This window comes from Xanthomonas sp. LMC-A-07, assembly GCF_030208825.1.
In the GTDB taxonomy this organism is placed as follows: domain Bacteria; phylum Pseudomonadota; class Gammaproteobacteria; order Xanthomonadales; family Xanthomonadaceae; genus Xanthomonas; species Xanthomonas campestris.
Genome location: NZ_JARVTF010000005.1, coordinates 79,319 through 96,503, shown reverse-complemented (window position 1 = coordinate 96,503; position 17,185 = coordinate 79,319). Strand labels below are relative to the sequence as shown.

The window sequence follows — 17,185 nt, the reverse complement described above, 5'->3', positions numbered from 1 at the left end:
GCGGATTAGGACAACACGCGGCGTTGATCGCATTGCCTAGGCTCGCCTGGGTGCTCAGCAGCCGCAGAAACAGCCGTGCCCACAGCGGGCGCAGCGCGGGGACGCGCTGGCACGCCGAACAACGGACGCAGCCAGCGCAGGCGGCGGATGACCAGCTCATGCAGCAACAGGCATCCGGCCACGGTCGCCGCCAGCACCAGGGCCGGCTCCAGCCACGCACCGAGTTTGAACGGCGCCAGCCAGTACAACGCGACGATGATCAGGCTCTGATGCAGGATGTACCAGGGAAACACGGCCTCGGTGCAGTACGGCAACCAGGCGAACGGGCGGTTGAGGCGATGCCGCGCCCAGCCCAGCAAAGCGAGCAAGGCAAGCCACGTATAGGCAGCGCGCGCGAGGCGCTCTATCGTCCCCAGCGGCAGCGCGGCCAGCGCGGTTTGCAAGCCGGCCGGCGCTAGCGATTGAGCGGCTGCCCGCAAGGTCAGCTCCACCGTGATTGCCAGCACCGCGCTCGCCAAGGTGAGCCAGCGCAGCTGCAACGCCCAGCGCCAAAAGCGCGCGTTATGCGCCAGCAGATAGCCCAGCAGGAATAACGGGAACGATTCGGCATGCACGAACCAGTCGCCGACCAAGGCGTGGGTGGGCGGGTGGCGCGGCAGCACCCACAGCACACAGATGCTTTCCCACAGGATCGGCAGCAGCAAGAGCGCCGGTACCAGCACGGCGGCGGGCAGCCGTGGCAGTGCCAGCGTCGGCAGCGCGCGGGCCAGCGCCACTAGCGCCAGGAGCAACAGCGTGTACGGCAGCAAGTAGGCCAGGTACCACAGATGGTTCCAGGTGATGCCGTGCTCCCAGCCATCGAAGCTGCCGGCCGGCCAGGGACGCACCTGCCAATAGCGCAGCAGGAAGGCGCCAAAGCCCGGGCTGACCTTTCCATTCGTCACGCCCTGGCAGTACGCCTGCAGCGCCACCACCACGAACATGCCGAACAGCAATGGAGGCAATAACCGGCCGCAGCGTCGCCATGCGAACTGCCACGGCGCGCGTTCCGCACGCGCCAGCCCGATCGCAATGCCGGAGATCATAAACAGCAGCGGCATGCGCCAGCGGTTGAGAACGATCATCGGCGCCTGTAACCACTCGGTGGTATAGGCACTCTTGAGGTGGAACTCCCAGCCGGCCACGTAGGCCATGCCCACGTGATAGAGGATCAGCAGTGCGAAGGCGAAGACGCGCAAGGCATCGATATCGTGGCGGCGCTCGTTCATGGTCGTGTCGTTGGAAGGCGTAGCCGCATCCTCGGCAATCCGGCCCCATACGGCTGCGCCAAGGGAGCAATGCCGTCCCTGTGTGACCAGTTGCGGTCCCACGGGGACGAACAGGGGACGGCAAGCGGGCGATTGGCCCGAGATGCGCGAATAGTTTCACCCGAGCGAAGCCCGGCTCTGGCGTCGCTACGTCGCCGCCTCTTGCTTTATCACGGGAGCCGCGCGCAGCCTTGTCATCGCTGGCAGGCCAAAAAGCGGCCGTAGCCAGCGCTGCCTACGGATGATCTCGTATCTCGCCAGGCACAGCGCGGCAGTCGCGACGATCAGCGTCGCACTCTCGACCAGTTGCGGCAGTGCCAGTGGCTTCAGGGAATGTGCCAGGACCACGATGATGGTCTGATGCAGCACATAGACCGGAAACACGGCAGCGGTGAGATAACGCAAGGCGGCGCCGTCTGCATGACGGAAACGGTAGGCAAAGCCCAGGATGGCGGCGATCGCGCACCACTGGTCGACCGCCCACAGCACCCGCAAGAGCAGGCGCAGCGTGGTGGGCGCGGGATGCGCGTCATCGTAAATGGAGAAATACCAGGTGTGGATCATCAACGCATCGCTGCAAACGGCCAGCAGCAGTGCCACCCAGCGCAGGCGTTGCAGCGACTCCCAGACGCTGGTCATTGGCGCAATCAGCACTCCGATCAGGAAGATCGGCAGGTACTGCGCGTGGTTGTACTAATCGTCGAACAGCCAATGGGTCTGCTCGAAGCGAGCCACCAGCAGCAGACGCGCCAGCGCCAGGAGCGTCACCGGTACCAACAACACCCGCCAGCCCCGAACGGCCCGCGCGGTCCATGCGCGTATCCGCACCATCGTGTCGGCAGGAAGCAGGCGCCAAAGGAACCAGGCCACCAGCGTGTAAGCCCACAGGTAAGGCAAGAACCACAGATGGTTCCAGGTCGGCAGGCGCAGGCAGTCGCCGTCGGTGCCACAGAATCCTTGGTAGGCGCTCAGATACTTGGCATAGAACGCCAGGTAGCCCTCGTGGTAGCCGCCGGGTCATTGTTCCACCACTTGATAATAGGACTGTGGCGGCACGATCACAGCCATGCCGAACAACAGCGGCAGCAGCAACTGGCGCGATCGTCGATACAGCAGGCCTTCCGGCCTGCCGTGCAGCATGAACGCTGTGGCAACACCGGAAATCAGGAACAGCAGCGACATCCGCCACGGGCTGCTGAGCAGCATGACCGGCTCCAGCATCAGCTGGGTGGTGGGACTTTTGACGTGTCAGTCCCAGGTCACGTAGTACATGCCGACGTGGTAAAGCACCAGCAGGCCAAACGCGATGACGCGCAGCCAGTCCAGATCGTGACGCCTTTGCATTGGCTGCCTCTGCCATCGCCGATGGGGGCCAACTACATGGGATGGCGCTGCAGGCGCCCAGCGGATAGGGGCGACATCGGGAGATTCAGGGACGAATGGCGTCTGCAGTGGGGGCGACCGGCCGTGCCAGCCCTAGAATATGGGGATGAGCACTGACCCCGCCCGCACGACCCTGGAGCGCTTTCTGCCGTGGCAGCGCAGCGCAGGCATGTTCTTCTGGCTACTGGTGGTGGTGGTCAACGCCAGCGGCAACGCGGTGACCGAGTTGATGGATCGCCGGCGCGCCGGGCTGCCGATCCAGAGCTGGGAACCCTGGGTCTGGGAGCTGTCCAGCGGCCTGGTCTGGCTGTTGATGCTCGTCCCCGTCATTGGCTGGTTCACGCGCAAGCTGCCGTTGCATCTGGATACCTGGTGGCGCCGGCTGCCCTGGTATCTGTTGGTCAGCGTGGCAGTCTCGGTGGTGCACGTCCTGGCGATGGTCGGGCTACGCATGCTGGCCTATCGGCTGCTGGGCGAGCATTACGAGTTCGGCGCGTGGCCGCAGGAACTGGTCTACGAATATCTCAAGGACGTGCGCACCTTCGCGATCATCGTCGCGTGTATGCACGGCTACCGGTTTCTGTTGCGGCGCTTGCAGGGCGAAGTGCGGCTGCTGGCTGCGCCCGACGAAGGCGCACCGGTGGAGTCGCTCGAGCGCCCGGGACGCTTTCTGGTGCGTAAGTTGGGGCGCGATTTCCTGGTCGCCGCCGCCGATATCGAATGGCTGCAGGCGTCCGGCAATTACGTCAATCTGCATGTGCGCGGGCACGACTATCCGCTGCGCAGCACGATGACGGCGATCGAGGCGAAGCTCGATCCGTCCGTGTTCGTGCGGATCCATCGCAGCTACATCGTCAACCTGGGCTGCGTGGTTTCGATTGAGCCGCTGGACGCCGGCGAGGCGCGCGTGCACCTGTCCGGCAATGGCCCGCTGCCGTGCAGCCGTCGTTACCTGGCGTCGCTGCGGCGGGCCGCCGGCCATGCCGAGGCGCCAGCGGTGCCGGTTGTGCCGGGCTGAACTGGATGGCCACCGCGTTCCGCCGTCGCCGCCCGCTTGCTAAACTACCGGGCTTGTTTGCCGGAAGTCCGTCATGATCGAAACCAATCCGATCCGCCAGCGCATCACCGATCTCAACGATCGCGTGCTCTCGCTCAGGGGGTATCTTTGACTACGACGTCAAGAAAGAGCGTCTAGAGGAAGTCAGCCGGGAGCTTGAGAGCCCCGATGTCTGGAACGACGCCGAGCGCGCCCAGGCGCTGGGACGCGAGCGCTCCATGCTGGAAAAGACCGTCATCGGCATCGCCGATGTGCTGGCCGGCCTCACCGATGCCGGCGAGTTGCTGGACCTGGCCGAGAGCGAGCAGGACGAAGATACCGCCGTGGCGGTGATCGCCGACCTGGACAAGTACCAGGCGCACGTCGAAAAGCTGGAATTCCAGCGCATGTTCTCCGGCCAGATGGACGGCGCCAACGCGTTCGTCGACATCCAGGCCGGCGCCGGTGGTACCGAAGCCCAGGACTGGGCGGAAATCCTGCTGCGCATGTATCTGCGTTGGGCCGAGTCGCGCGGCTGGAAGACCGAGCTGATGGAAGTGTCCGGCGGCGAAGTCGCGGGCATCAAATCGGCCACGATCCGCATCGAAGGCGAGTACGCCTATGGCTGGTTGAAGACCGAGATCGGCGTGCACCGGCTGGTGCGCAAGTCGCCGTTCGACTCCGACAACCGCCGGCATACCAGCTTCACTTCGGTGTTCGTGTCGCCGGAAGTGGACGACAACATCGAGATCGACATCAATCCGGCCGATCTGCGTACCGACGTGTACCGCTCCTCTGGTGCCGGCGGCCAGCACGTCAACAAGACCGAGTCGGCGGTGCGTATCACGCATATTCCGACCAATACCGTGGTCGCCTGCCAGACCGGCCGCAGCCAGCACCAGAACCGCGACAACGCGATGAAGATGCTGGCCGCCAAGTTGTACGAGCTGGAAGTGCAGAAGCGCAACGTCGAGCGCGATGCGCTGGAAGCGACCAAGTCCGACATCGGCTGGGGCAGCCAGATCCGCAACTACGTGCTCGACCAGAGCCGCATCAAGGATCTGCGCACCGGCATCGAACGCAGCGACACCCAGAAGGTGCTCGATGGCGATCTGGACGAATTCGTCGAAGCCAGCCTCAAGGCCGGCCTGGCGGCGGGCTCCAAACGTCTGGATGCCTGAGTGCGGTGCGCCGGTGCGGCGGTAACGTCGCACCGGCGCACTGCAGCACTGCGGAGACCGCGTTGCTCGCCAGCGACGCCTTGCCATCTCACACCACGCGACACCGCTGCGCGATCGTTCCATTGCGCTGCACCGTCGCAGCGGCGCCGGCCCCACCGGCGCCTTACCCCCACCGGGCCCGTGCCCGACCCATTGCAGATCGATTCCCGCCATGACCGAACAGACCCCCATGCCGCAGCTCCCCGCCGACGAGAACAGCCTCATCGCCGAGCGGCGCGCGAAACTGGGCGCGTTGCGCGGCCAGGGCATCGCCTATCCGAACGATTTCGTGCGCACCCACTTTGCCGGCGACCTGCAGGCCGAGTTCGCCGATGCCGAAACCTGGACTGCCGAAGCGCTGGAAGCAGCCGACCGCAGCGTCAAGCTGGCGGGCCGGTTGATGGCCAAGCGGGTGATGGGCAAGGCCAGCTTCGCGCAGATCCAGGACGAGTCCGGGCGCGTGCAGTTGTTCCTGCAGGGCAATGTGCTGGGCGATGCCTACACCGCCTTCAAGGGCTGGGACGTGGGCGACATCGTGGCGGTGGAGGGCGGGCTGACCCGCACCAAGACCGGCGAGCTGTCGGTCAAGGCCAGTGCGCTGCGTTTGCTGACCAAGTCGCTGCGTCCGCTGCCGGACAAGTGGCATGGCCTGTCGGACGTGGAGCAGCGCTATCGCCAGCGCTATGTGGACCTGATCGTGACCCCGGAAGCGCGCGAGGTCTTCATCAAGCGCTCCAAGATCATCCGCGCCATCCGAGCCTGGCTGGACGCGCGCCGCTTCCTGGAAGTGGAAACGCCGATGATGCATTACATCCCCGGCGGCGCCACCGCCAAGCCGTTCACCACCCACCACAATGCGCTGGATCTGGACCTGTACCTGCGCGTGGCCCCGGAGCTGTATCTCAAGCGGCTGGTGGTCGGTGGGCTGGAGCGCGTCTACGAGATCAACCGCAATTTCCGCAACGAAGGCGTGTCGACCCGGCACAACCCCGAGTTCACCATGCTCGAGCTCTACGAGGCTTATGCCACGTACCACGAGATCATGGACCTGACCGAACAGGTGATCCGCGACACCGCCCAGAGCGTGCTCGGCACCACCCAGGTCAGCTGGGACGGTGCCGACATTGATTTGGCGCCGGCTTTCCGACGCTGGCGCATGGATGAGGCGGTGCGCCACCACAACCCGGAGATCAGCGCAGCCGATTGCACCGACCGCGCCGCGCTGCTGCGCCATTGCGAGCGGCTCAAGATCAAGGTCAAGCCGTCCTACGGCTGGGGCAAGCTGCTGCTGGAAATCTTCGAAGCCACCGTCGAACACACGCTGGTGCAGCCGACTTTCATCACCGACCACCCGGTCGAGGTGTCGCCGCTGGCACGCGCCAGCGACACCGAGCCGGGGTATACCGACCGCTTTGAGCTCTTCATCAATGGCAAGGAGCTGGCCAACGGGTTCTCTGAGCTCAACGACCCGGAAGACCAGGCGGCGCGTTTCCAGGCCCAGGTGCAGGCGAAGGACGGCGGCGACGACGAAGCCATGCATTACGACGCCGATTACATCCGTGCCCTGGAGTACGGAATGGCGCCGACCGGCGGGCTGGGCATCGGTATCGATCGGCTGGTGATGCTGCTGACCGGCAGTACCTCCATTCGCGACGTGCTGCTGTTCCCGTACATGCGCCCGGAAGCCTGATTTTTTTGTGCCGCCGCGTGCCGACGGCACAGATACTGCATATGCTAGGGCGGAGCTCCGGTCACGGTATGGCCGGAGGAGTCGGTACAGGGACCGACGTCGTCGCTTTCCCGTTCTCGAACGAGAGGAGGAACGGTTATGCAGGATGTTTTAGGGAATCCGGCGGGTGTATCTTCGGCGGAGACATGGGGAAGCTGGTCGGAAAAGGCGGATCTGGGATTGAACATCGTCATTGTCGATGACCAGATGTCCGCGCGGACAATGCTGCGTCATGTCATCGAAGACATCGCGCCGGAGTTGAAGGTCTACGATTTCGGCGATCCGCTGGACGCGCTGTCCTGGTGCGAAGCTGGTCGCGTGGATCTGTTGCTGCTCGATTACCGGATGCCGGGCATGGATGGGCTGGAGTTCGCGCGGCGGCTGCGCCGTTTGCCGAGCCACCGCGACATTCCGATCATCCTGATCACCATCGTCGGCGACGAGCCGATCCGCCAGGCGGCGCTGGAAGCGGGCGTGATCGATTTCCTGGTCAAGCCGATCCGGCCGCGCGAACTGCGCGCCCGCTGCTCGAACCTGTTGCAGTTGCGCCAGCAGAGCGAGAGCGTCAAGCAACGTGCGCTGTCGCTGGAGCAACGCCTGCTTGCGAGCATGAACGAGGTCGAAGAACGCGAACGCGAAACGCTTTCGCGCCTGGCACGTGCCATCGAATACCGCGACGGCGGCACCAGCGCCTTCCTGGAGCGGATGTCGCACGTGGCCGGCCTGGTGGCCGAGCAGCTGGGCTTGTCCGAAGAGGAAGTGCGCATCATCGAGATGGCCGCGCCACTGCACGACATGGGCAAGATCGCCATTCCCGATTCGGTGCTGCTCAAGCCGGGCAAGCTCACCGAAGACGAAATGAACGTGATGAAGCGCCACCCGCGCATCGGCTATGAGCTGCTCAGCGGCAGCCAGAACCGCTTCATCCAGGTGGGCGCGCTGATCGCGCTACGCCATCACGAGCGTTACGATGGCAGCGGTTATCCCGACGGCCTGGTGGGGGAAGCGATACCGCTGGAAGCACGCATCGTGGCAGTGGCCGACGTCTTCGACGCACTGCTCTCGGCACGGCCTTACAAGGAAGCATGGACGATGGACGCAGCGCTAGCCTACCTGTACGCCCAACGCGGTCGGCTGTTCGACCCGCGCTGCGTGGACGCACTGCTGCGCGGGCGCGCGCAACTGGAGCAGATCTGCGGACAGTTCTCCACCGCATCGGCGCGTCCTGGGGTGTGAGGATGTTGGCCTTACTCAGCGAGGTGCGTAGCAGGCTTGCGCAGCGCCAGGACAGTGAACATGGTCAGGCGTTGATCCGCATTGCCATGGTGGCGCTGATTCTGACCTACGAGGTGCTGTTCGCCAGTCGCTGGGCATTGCCGTCAACGCAACTGTTTTACGTCGTCGGTCTGACCCTGCTCAGTCAGGCCTTGGCGCTGATGATCTTTACCTGGATCGTGCTGAAGCCGGAGCGTTCGCACCCGCGGCGCGTCATCGGCATGCTGGCGGACTACGGGCTGATGTCGATGGCCATGAGTGCCATTGGCGAGCCGATGGCGTGCATCTACGTCGTGGTGATGTGGGTAACCATCGGCAACGGTCTGCGCTTTGGCAATCGCTATCTCTATCTTGCGGTCGTCATGGCCATGCTGAGTTTTGGCATTACGCTGGCGACTAATGCCTACTGGAAGCGCAACTTCGGTTTAGGTATTGGCTTGTGGCTTGGACTTGCCGCCATTCCGCTGTACCTGTCCGGCCTCCTCAGCAAGCTGACGCGTGCTACCGCAGAAGCGCGGCGCGCCAGTGAAGCGAAAAGTCGCTTTCTGGCAAACATGAGCCACGAGTTCCGGACCCCGCTCAACGGGCTTTCGGGCATGACAGAGGTTTTGGCAACCACTCGTCTGGATGCCGAGCAACGGGAGTGCTTGAACACAATTCAGGCGTCTGCCCGGAGTTTGCTTTCATTGGTGGAAGAGGTCCTGGACATCTCTGCCATCGAAGCGGGCAAAGTCCGGGTCGAGCATCGGGATTTCGCGCTTAGGGATCTTCTCGGTACTATTGATTTGATTCTTCAGCCGCAGGCAAGGGTCAAGGGTCTGGACTATGCGGTGGCCATTGCCCCCGATGTGCCCGATCTCTTGCAGGGCGATGCAGGACATCTTCGTCAGATCCTGTTGAATTTGACTGGCAATGCGGTCAAGTTCACCGATAGAGGGCATATCGACGTCACGATTGGGGTCGTCGAGCGTTCCACACCGGACAAGGTGCGCTTGCGTTTTGATGTGATCGATACGGGTATCGGGGTTCCACTCGATATGCAGCCGCGCTTGTTCGAGGCCTTCGAGCAAGCCGATAACAGTTTGGCGCGACGTTTTGAGGGCAGTGGCCTTGGCACTACGATCGCCAAAGGACTGGTCGAATCGATGGGCGGCGAAATCGGTTTTGTAGAGAATCCGAGTGGTGGCAGTCGCTTCTGGTTCGAATTGCCGTTTGACCTGGCGAGCGAGTTGGCTGCTGTCAGGGCGGTAAAAGACAACGCCGCACCCGGAGATACTGGCAACGTCATCGCGTTTACCGACCCGTTCCTGCGTCACCGGGCGCGCGTTCGAACATTGCAGATCCTGGTGGCGGACGACCATGCGGCCAACCGGATGGTGTTGCAGCGGCTATTGCAAAAAGCCGGTCACAAGGTGACTTGCGTCAATGGCGGCGAGCAGGTGCTGGATGCCCTTTCTGAGGCCGACTTCGACGTGGCCATTGTCGACCTGCATATGCCTGGCGTCAGTGGTTTGGATTTGCTGAAGCAATTACGTGTCATGCAGGCAGGATCCCAACCTAGAACCCCGGTTGTTGTCTTGAGTGCAGATGTAACGCCGGAGGCAATTCGCAACTGCGAGCAAGCGGGCGCTTATGCTTTTCTGGCCAAGCCGGTTGTTGCGGTAAAGCTGCTGGACACGCTTGCCGAAATTGCAGTGAATGGAAAATTGCCGCAGGCGAATGTGATGCCTGTACGTATCGGCGTGGCGCCGGATGGAGTTCTCGACGGCACTGTGCTCGACGAATTGGCGTCTCTCGGCATGGGGGCGAATTTCGAGAAGGAGTTTATCCGCCAATGTTTGAGTGATGCCGAATCCTGTATCGCTGCGATGACCATCGATGCGCAGGCGGACGATTGGGGGCAGTTGCGTGAGCATGCTCACGCGACGAAGGGCGTTGCCAGCAATCTTGGTCTGGTGACGTTGGCCGAGCAGGGTGGTGAGTTGATGGACATGTCCGATGCGCAGATCATGACCGAATGGCAGATGCGTGTGGCTCAGCTGCAACGCAGTCTGCAGTTGGGTCGTGCCGCGCTTGAATCGCGCGCTAAAGAACGTTTCGGAAAAGATTCCGGAGAAGACGCGTCGTGACCAGAAGCCCGGCGGTACGCCGGGCCTGATCCCCCTGATGGCATGCTGTCATGCTAATCAGGCAATTCCCTTTGCAGCTCGGCGCGTTTGCGCTTTTACCAGACGGTCCATCGTCTTGAGTGACTTTTCGCCCAGCTCCAACGCAGCATCGACCCAGACCTCGGTGACCGCCATCAATTCTGCATGTGTGACTGGATTGCACAGTTCTCTTGCGCGATTCATCGCAAGGTACGACTGGGGGGTGCGTTGCTGCCTGGTAATCAAGTCGTGGGTTGCCTGAATGCCTTTTCCGCGTGGTACGAGAATGTCGACGACTCCCATGGCATGCATTTCTTCGCTGCTGTAGACGCGCCCATCGAGAATGATGCGCTCGGCTAACTGAGGCGATACCCGCCTTGACAAGAACGAGTAGGCGCCCATGCCGGGAAACAATCCGAAGAGGACTTCGGGGAGCCCCATGCCAATGCCTTCCTCCGCAATAATGGTGTGACACGACAATGCCATTTCCAGTCCACCGCCAAGTGCGTCGCCTTGTAAAAGGGCAATGGTTCTGAAGTTGCCGGACAGCCCACGATGAAACGCAAACACACCGCGGACGCAACTTTCCGCATAGTGCAAAAGGCTTTGTCTGTCGCGTGCACGAATCAGCTGGCTGAATAAATCCAGGTCACCGCCGAGGTTGAAAGCGTTCGCATCGGAGGCAAGAACAAGGCTCCGCAAGCGATTGGATTCGTGCTTTGAGAAGTGGGAAATAGAGTCCAGGTCGTTGTGCATCTCCGTCATCAACTGAGGGCGGAAGCAGGGCCTGACTCCACTGGATACATCAGCGTGCATGAACAGCCAATGTGCTGCATCGTCATGGCTGGAGTGCGTGCGGATCGTGGATTGAGTAGTTTGAACCTGTAGGGTTTCGATCATGCTCATGAGCTTGTCTCGAGGAGATCGCCCGCGGATGATGTGGCGCAGCGGGCGGTGCGGGCTCCACGAAGCGATCCTACACCGGCCCTATCTGTTTGAACGCAAAGGGCTTTCCCGTTGACGGGAAAGCCCTTGAGTCAAGCATTGGTTTATCGCTTTAGTTTATACGCAGAAGATCGACGATTAACCCTTGGCCGCATCCCGCAATTCGCGACGCAGGATCTTGCCGACGTTGGTTTTCGGCAATTCCTTGCGGAACTCGATCACGCGCGGCTGCTTGTAGCCGGTCAGGTTGGTGCGGCAGTGCGCCTTTACGTCCTCGGCGGTCAGGGCCTGGTCTTTCTTGACGATCACCACCTTGACGATTTCGCCGGACTTTTCATCCGGCACGCCGACTGCGGCCACTTCGAGCACGCCCGGCATCGTCGCGATGACGTCTTCGATCTCGTTGGGGTACACGTTGAAGCCGGACACCAGGATCATGTCCTTCTTGCGGTCGACGATATAGACGAAGCCACGTTCGTCCATACGTGCGATGTCGCCGGTGTGCAGCCAGCCTTCGGCGTCCATGACCTTGGCGGTCTCGTCGGCCTTCTTCCAGTAGCCCTTCATCACCTGCGGGCCCTTGATGCACAGCTCGCCGATCTCGCCCAGCGCCAGCACCTTGCCATCGTCGTCCTTGATGCAGGCATCGGTGGACGGAATCGGCAGGCCGATCGAGCCGTTGTAGTCGACCAGATCCATCGGATTGATGCAGGCGGCGGGCGAGGTCTCGGTCAGGCCGTAAGCCTCGACCAGAGTCAGGCCGGTGACCTGCTTCCAGCGTTCGGCAACCGAGCGCTGGACTGCCATGCCGCCGCCGAGGGTCATCTTCAACGATGAAAAATCGATCTGGTCAAAGCCGGGCGTGTTGAGCAGGCCATTGAACAGCGTGTTGACGCCGGTAAACGCGGTGAAGCGGGTCTTCTTGAGTTCCTTGACGAAGCCCGGCATGTCGCGCGGGTTGCTGATCAGGTGATTGCAGCCGCCGATCTTCATGAAGACCAGGCCGTTCGCTGTCAACGCGAAGATGTGGTACAGCGGCAACGCGGTGATCACCACCTCGTGGCCTTCCTCCAGCTTACCGGTACCGGCCAGCCACTGGTGCGCCTGCTGCATGTTGGCGACCAGGTTGCGGTGGGTCAGCATCGCGCCCTTGGCCACGCCGGTGGTGCCGCCGGTGTACTGCAAAAATGCGATGTCGTCTGGCTCGATCTGCAGGGTCGGGACGCGGTGCTTGCGGCCCAGTGCCAGCGCGTCGCGGAAGCGGATCGCGCCGTTGATGCGGTACTCGGGCACCAGCTTCTTGACGTACTTGACGACAAAGTTGACCAGTGCGGCTTTCGGGAACCCGAGCATGTCGCCCAGGCCGGTGGTGATGACCTGCTTGACCTGCGTGTCGGCGATCACCTGCTGCACGGTGGTGCCGAAGTTGTCGATGACCACCAGCACGCTGGCGCCCGAGTCGATCAACTGGTGCTTGAGCTCGCGCGGGGTGTAGAGCGGGTTGACGTTCACCACCGTCAGACCGGCGCGCAGGATGCCGAAGGTGGCAATCGGGTATTGCAGGCAGTTGGGCATCATCAAGGCGACGCGGTCGCCTTTTTTCAGCTGCAACTCGCCGAGCAGATAGGCCGCGAACTGGTCGACCAGCTGATCTGCTTCGCGGTAGGTGATGGTCTTGCCGAAGCTGTGATACGCGGGGCGATCAGCGAAGCGCGCCACCGAAGTAGCGAAAACCTCCGCCACGGTGCGGAACTGCTCCAGATCGATCTCCGCGGCCACTCCGGCCGGATAACTTTGCAACCAAGGACGTGCCTGACTCATCTGCCCCCCTCCAGGGTATTCGTTGGTGGCGTGCCATGTTCCACGGCGCCACAGCAACTGGCAGCATACCGTCATGGATGGAAAAGGCGAAGCGTGATGCGCAGCAGCATTTTGAGGTGGCAGGTCGGGCTAGCTGCGTTCTGCGTGCTGGTGCTGGCCGGCTGCGCGAAGCCGGGCCCGGAGCAGCGGCTGCGTGCCACGGTGGAGCAGATGCGCGCGGCGATCGAAGCACGCGATGTACGCGAGGCGATGGCGCCGGTAGCAGAGGATTTTGTCGGCGAGCACGGCATGGACGCGGCCGGGGCGCGGCGCCTGCTGCAACTGCAGCTGCTGGGTCATCAAGCGATCGGCGTCACCGTTGGGCCGGTGGACGTGCAGACGCAGGGCAGTACGGCAACCGTGCGCTTCAGCGTGTTGCTGACCGGCGGCGGCGGACGCTGGCTGCCTGATCAGGCGCAGCACTACCAGGTCACCACCGGCTGGCGGCTGCGTGGCAGCGACTGGGAGCTGTACCACGCGCAGTGGACGGCGGGTGGCGGGTAGGGCAGGTTCCAATATCAGCGAGCGCGACCATGACGACGTAGTGCTCTGCGCGTGCGCTCTTCTTGGTTTAGTGCTGTTTCACCGCCATCAGGCGATCCCCAGCCACGCTTGCGATACATCCGTTGGCCAAAAACGACACTCCCGCCGGGCGGCGGGAGTGTCGGGAACATCAGTTCAGTGCGATCAGGCTGCCTTGCGGGCGGCCAGTTGGCGCAGCACGTACTGCAGCAGGCCGCCGTGCTTGAAGTACTCCACTTCCTTCGGCGTCAGCAGCAGCACCTTGACCTGGAACTGCTTGACGCTGCCATCGGACTTCTTCGCATCGATGGTAGCGCGACGGCTGGCGCCGTCCTGCAGGCCGGTGATGTCCAGCACCTCGGAGCCATCCAGGCCCAGCGTCTGCGCATTTTCGCCTTCCAGGAACTGCAGTGGCAGCACGCCCATGCCGACCAGGTTGGAACGGTGGATGCGCTCGAAGCTTTCGGCGACCACGGCCTTGACGCCCAGCAGGTTGGTGCCCTTGGCGGCCCAGTCACGCGAGGAGCCGGTGCCGTATTCTTTGCCGGCCAGCACCACCAGCGGCACGCCATCGGCCTTGTACTTCATCGCTGCGTCGTAGATGGCCAGCTTCTCGGGCGCCGCGCCATCCTTGCCGAAGTACAGCGTGTTGCCGCCTTCCTCGCCACCGAACATCAGGTTCTTGATGCGGATATTGGCGAAGGTGCCGCGCACCATCACATCGTCGTTGCCGCGGCGGCTGCCGTAGCTGTTGAAGTCGGCCGGCTGTACGCCGCGCTCCTGCAGGAAACGGCCCGCGGGCGAATCCTTCTTGATGTTGCCGGCCGGAGAGATGTGGTCGGTGGTGATCGAGTCGCCGAACAAGCCCATGATGCGCGCGCCATGCACGTCGTCGACGTGGCCCACCTGCATCGTCATGCCTTCGAAATAGGGCGGGTTCTTGATGTAGGTGGATGCGGCATCCCATTCGTACAGGTCACCGTCCGGCGAGGCGATGGTGTTCCAGCGCGTATCGCCCTTGAACACATCGGCGTAGTTCTGCTTGAACATTTCCGGGCCGACGGTGGCGGCGATGGTGTCGCCGATTTCCTTGTTGCTGGGCCAGATGTCGCGCAGGTACACCGGCTGACCGTCGCTGCCGGTGCCGAGCGGGTCGCGGGTGAGGTCGATGTCGGTGGTGCCGGCGATCGCATACGCCACCACCAGCGGCGGCGAGGCGAGGTAGTTCATCTTGACCTCGGGATGCACGCGGCCTTCGAAGTTGCGGTTGCCCGACAACACCGAAGTCACCACAAGGTCATCCTTGGCAATTGCCGCCGAGACGTCTTCCGGCAGTGGGCCGGAGTTGCCGATGCAGGTCGTGCAGCCGTAGCCCACCACGTAGAACCCGAGTTGTTCCAGATCGGCCAGCACGCCGGCCTTGCTCAGATAGTCGGTGACCACGCGCGAGCCCGGCCCAAGCGAGGTCTTGACCCAGGGCTGCGCCTTCAAGCCCTTGGCCGCGGCATTGCGGGCCAGCAGGCCAGCGCCCAGCATCACTGCCGGGTTGGAGGTGTTGGTGCACGAGGTGATCGCAGCGATCACCACCGAGCCATCGCGCAGCTGCCAGCCCGCACCGCTGTCGCCAGCGCTTTCGGCCTGCGAGGCCTTGGCGCCCACTGCGGTACCGCCGCCGCCTTCGTTCTTGAGCCGGTCTTCCTGCTTGGTATCGGCCAAGCGCTTGCTGCGCGCCTCGGCGAACGGCTTGAGGCTTTCGCGGTAGTTGGATTGCATGTCTTCCAGCAGCACGCGGTCCTGCGGGCGCTTGGGGCCGGCCAGCGACGGTTTGACGTCGCCCATGTCCAGTTCCAGCGTGGCGCTGTACTGCGCATGCGGGGTGTCGGCGTCGTGCCACAAGCCCTGTGCCTTGGCGTAGGCCTCCACCAGTGCAATCTGCTCCTCGCTGCGGCCGGACAGGCGCAGGTAGGTCAGCGATTCGTTGTCGACCGGGAAGATGCCGCAGGTGGCGCCGTATTCCGGTGCCATGTTGCCGATGGTGGCGCGGTCGGCCAGCGGCAGGTGCTGCAGGCCTTCACCGTAGAACTCCACGAACTTGCCCACCACCCCGTGCTTGCGCAGCATCTGGGTGACCGTGAGTACCAGGTCGGTGGCGGTGGCGCCTTCGGGCAGCCTGCCGGTGAGCTTGAAGCCCACCACCTGCGGAATCAGCATGGAGGAGGGCTGGCCGAGCATCGCCGCTTCCGCCTCGATGCCGCCCACGCCCCAGCCCAGCACGCCGATACCGTTGATCATGGTGGTATGGCTGTCGGTGCCGAACACGGTGTCCGGATAGGCGATCTGGGTGCCGTCCTTGTCCGCGCTCATCACCACGCGCGCCAGGTTTTCCAGGTTTACCTGGTGAACGATGCCGGTGTTGGGCGGCACCACCTTGAAGTTGTCGAAGGCCTTCTGGCCCCAGCGCAGGAAGCCGTAGCGCTCCTGGTTACGCTGGAATTCGATCTTGCCGTTGAGGTCCAGCGCTTCGGGCTTGCCGAATACGTCCACCTGCACCGAGTGGTCGATGACCAGTTCGGAGGGAATCTGCGGGTTGATCTGGTCGGCGTTGCCACCGAGCTTGACCACCGCATCGCGCATCGCGGCCAGGTCGACCACGCAGGGCACGCCGGTGAAGTCCTGCAGCACCACGCGCGCCGGCATGAAGGCGATTTCGATATCGGGTTCGGCGGCCGGGTCCCACTTGGCGACCGCTTCGATGTGGTCCTTGCCGACGGTGACGCCACCGTCTTCATGCCGGAGCAGGTTCTCCAGCAGGATCTTCATCGAGTAGGGCAGGCGGGCGACATCGAAGCGCTCGCCCAGTTTGGGCAGGCTGTAGTAGTCGTAGCGCTGGCCGTTGACCTCTAGCGAGGTGCGGGTGGAAAAGGAATCGCTCATGCATCACTCCTATGGCTGCAGGCTTTAGGCTCGGCCACAGTGTGACCGATTCAGTGTGTACGCCCGGTTTGTGCACACCGGTATGTGGCCTTGAGTACGACAAGTCAAGTATGTAGAATTCATGCATACTTTTTCCGCGGAGCGCACATGGAAGCCACTGTTGCCGAACGCGGCCAGATCACGCTGCCCAAGGCGGTGCGCGACGCGCTGGGGCTGACCAAGGGCACCACGCTCAAGGTCGAGCTGGAAGGCGGCCGCATCATTCTGCGCAAGAGTGTTGACGATGCCATTTCACGCGCACGCGGCCGTTTCAAGCTGGACGGCTTTGCCAGCACCGACGATGCGATGCGTGCCATCCGTGGGCGTGCGCCGGGTGATCCGCTCGATCCCGAAGCCGGCGCATGATCGCCATTGATTCATCGGTGCTGGTCGACCTGCTGGCCGACAGCGCACAAGCCGACGCTGCCGAAGCCTGCCTGCGCCAATGCCTGAGCACCGGCCCGGTGGTGGTCTGCGACGTGGTGCTGGCCGAGGTCTGCAGCGCGCTGCGCGATGGCGCCGAAGCACTGTCGGTGCTGGAAGACATGAGCATCCGCTTCAACGCGCTGGAGGCCAAATCGGCCTTGCGCGCCGGCGAGATGCAGCGCCGCTTTCGTGCGCGCGGCGGCAAGCGCGAGCGGGTGGTGGCCGACTTCCTGATCGGTGCGCACGCGATGCTGCAATGCGATGGCCTGATCACCCGCGACGACAGCTTTTTCCGCGACTACTTCAAGGGCTTGAAGATCATCGTGCCCAAGCCCGCTGCCTGATCCACGTTTTTCACGTTC

Annotated in this window: 15 protein-coding genes; 8 read left to right on the top strand and 7 right to left on the bottom strand. The window is 63.1% G+C overall.

All coding sequences use genetic code 11. The features are described from left to right. Window positions 1–5: 5 nt before the first annotated feature. The 4 genes from QRM89_RS03335 to QRM89_RS03320 all read right to left on the bottom strand — a co-directional run bounded on the left by QRM89_RS03335 (window position 6) and on the right by QRM89_RS03320 (window position 2,513). Complete coding sequence (locus QRM89_RS03335; RefSeq protein ID WP_285447282.1) at window positions 6–1,268, bottom strand: acyltransferase; 1,263 nt, start codon at window positions 1,266–1,268, stop codon at window positions 6–8. A gap of 186 nt (window positions 1,269–1,454) precedes the next feature. Continuing rightward, complete coding sequence (locus QRM89_RS03330; RefSeq protein WP_285447281.1) at window positions 1,455–1,946, bottom strand: hypothetical protein; 492 nt, start codon at window positions 1,944–1,946, stop codon at window positions 1,455–1,457. Between the two features lie 54 nt (window positions 1,947–2,000). Next, complete coding sequence (locus QRM89_RS03325) at window positions 2,001–2,204, bottom strand: hypothetical protein (RefSeq protein ID WP_285447280.1); 204 nt, start codon at window positions 2,202–2,204, stop codon at window positions 2,001–2,003. Between the two features lie 120 nt (window positions 2,205–2,324). Then, the gene (locus tag QRM89_RS03320; protein ID WP_285447279.1) at window positions 2,325–2,513 is read right to left on the bottom strand and encodes a hypothetical protein; all 189 of its coding nucleotides are present in this window, start codon (window positions 2,511–2,513) and stop codon (window positions 2,325–2,327) included. 346 nt (window positions 2,514–2,859) lie between these two features. Between QRM89_RS03320 and QRM89_RS03315 the strand changes: the two genes are divergently transcribed. The 5 genes from QRM89_RS03315 to QRM89_RS03295 all read left to right on the top strand — a co-directional run bounded on the left by QRM89_RS03315 (window position 2,860) and on the right by QRM89_RS03295 (window position 10,079). Then, a complete protein-coding gene (locus QRM89_RS03315; RefSeq protein WP_285447553.1) occupies window positions 2,860–3,708 on the top strand; it encodes a LytTR family DNA-binding domain-containing protein in 849 nt (282 codons plus the stop codon). Window positions 3,709–3,781: 73 nt separating this feature from the next. Then, a protein-coding gene (gene prfB, locus QRM89_RS03310) for a peptide chain release factor 2 (RefSeq protein ID WP_100097357.1) occupies window positions 3,782–4,907 on the top strand; the annotation gives its coding sequence in 2 pieces (ribosomal slippage) (window positions 3,782–3,856 and window positions 3,858–4,907; 1,125 coding nt in all). Between the two features lie 211 nt (window positions 4,908–5,118). Beyond that, window positions 5,119–6,636, top strand: a complete 1,518-nt coding sequence (gene lysS, locus QRM89_RS03305) for a lysine--tRNA ligase (protein WP_259174043.1) — start codon at window positions 5,119–5,121, stop codon at window positions 6,634–6,636. A gap of 138 nt (window positions 6,637–6,774) precedes the next feature. Next, the gene (locus tag QRM89_RS03300; protein ID WP_011037024.1) at window positions 6,775–7,911 is read left to right on the top strand and encodes a two-component system response regulator; all 1,137 of its coding nucleotides are present in this window, start codon (window positions 6,775–6,777) and stop codon (window positions 7,909–7,911) included. A gap of 2 nt (window positions 7,912–7,913) precedes the next feature. Further along, entirely contained in the window at window positions 7,914–10,079 is a 2,166-nt protein-coding gene (locus QRM89_RS03295) for an ATP-binding protein (protein WP_042598990.1), read from the top strand. Window positions 10,080–10,136: 57 nt separating this feature from the next. On the opposite strand, the gene QRM89_RS03290 is transcribed toward QRM89_RS03295, so the two are convergent. Together QRM89_RS03290 and QRM89_RS03285 are read right to left on the bottom strand one after the other, a co-directional pair. Further along, entirely contained in the window at window positions 10,137–11,003 is an 867-nt protein-coding gene (locus tag QRM89_RS03290; protein ID WP_115540218.1) for a crotonase/enoyl-CoA hydratase family protein, read from the bottom strand. Between the two features lie 177 nt (window positions 11,004–11,180). Next, on the bottom strand, window positions 11,181–12,863 hold the full coding sequence (locus QRM89_RS03285) for a long-chain fatty acid--CoA ligase (protein WP_103700790.1): 1,683 nt from the start codon (window positions 12,861–12,863) through the stop codon (window positions 11,181–11,183). A gap of 96 nt (window positions 12,864–12,959) precedes the next feature. Between QRM89_RS03285 and QRM89_RS03280 the strand changes: the two genes are divergently transcribed. After that, the gene (locus QRM89_RS03280) at window positions 12,960–13,406 is read left to right on the top strand and encodes a nuclear transport factor 2 family protein (protein ID WP_285447278.1); all 447 of its coding nucleotides are present in this window, start codon (window positions 12,960–12,962) and stop codon (window positions 13,404–13,406) included. Window positions 13,407–13,589: 183 nt separating this feature from the next. On the opposite strand, the gene acnA is transcribed toward QRM89_RS03280, so the two are convergent. Continuing rightward, window positions 13,590–16,358, bottom strand: coding sequence for an aconitate hydratase AcnA (gene acnA, locus QRM89_RS03275; protein ID WP_285447277.1), 2,769 nt, complete (start codon window positions 16,356–16,358; stop codon window positions 13,590–13,592). Window positions 16,359–16,505: 147 nt separating this feature from the next. On the opposite strand from acnA, the gene QRM89_RS03270 reads away from it, so the two are divergent. Together QRM89_RS03270 and QRM89_RS03265 are read left to right on the top strand one after the other, a co-directional pair. Further along, a complete protein-coding gene (locus tag QRM89_RS03270; RefSeq protein ID WP_011037031.1) occupies window positions 16,506–16,763 on the top strand; it encodes an AbrB/MazE/SpoVT family DNA-binding domain-containing protein in 258 nt (85 codons plus the stop codon). Next, window positions 16,760–17,167, top strand: a complete 408-nt coding sequence (locus QRM89_RS03265) for a type II toxin-antitoxin system VapC family toxin (protein WP_011037032.1) — start codon at window positions 16,760–16,762, stop codon at window positions 17,165–17,167. Before QRM89_RS03270 ends, QRM89_RS03265 begins: the two co-directional genes overlap by 4 nt. Window positions 17,168–17,185 lie beyond the last annotated feature (18 nt).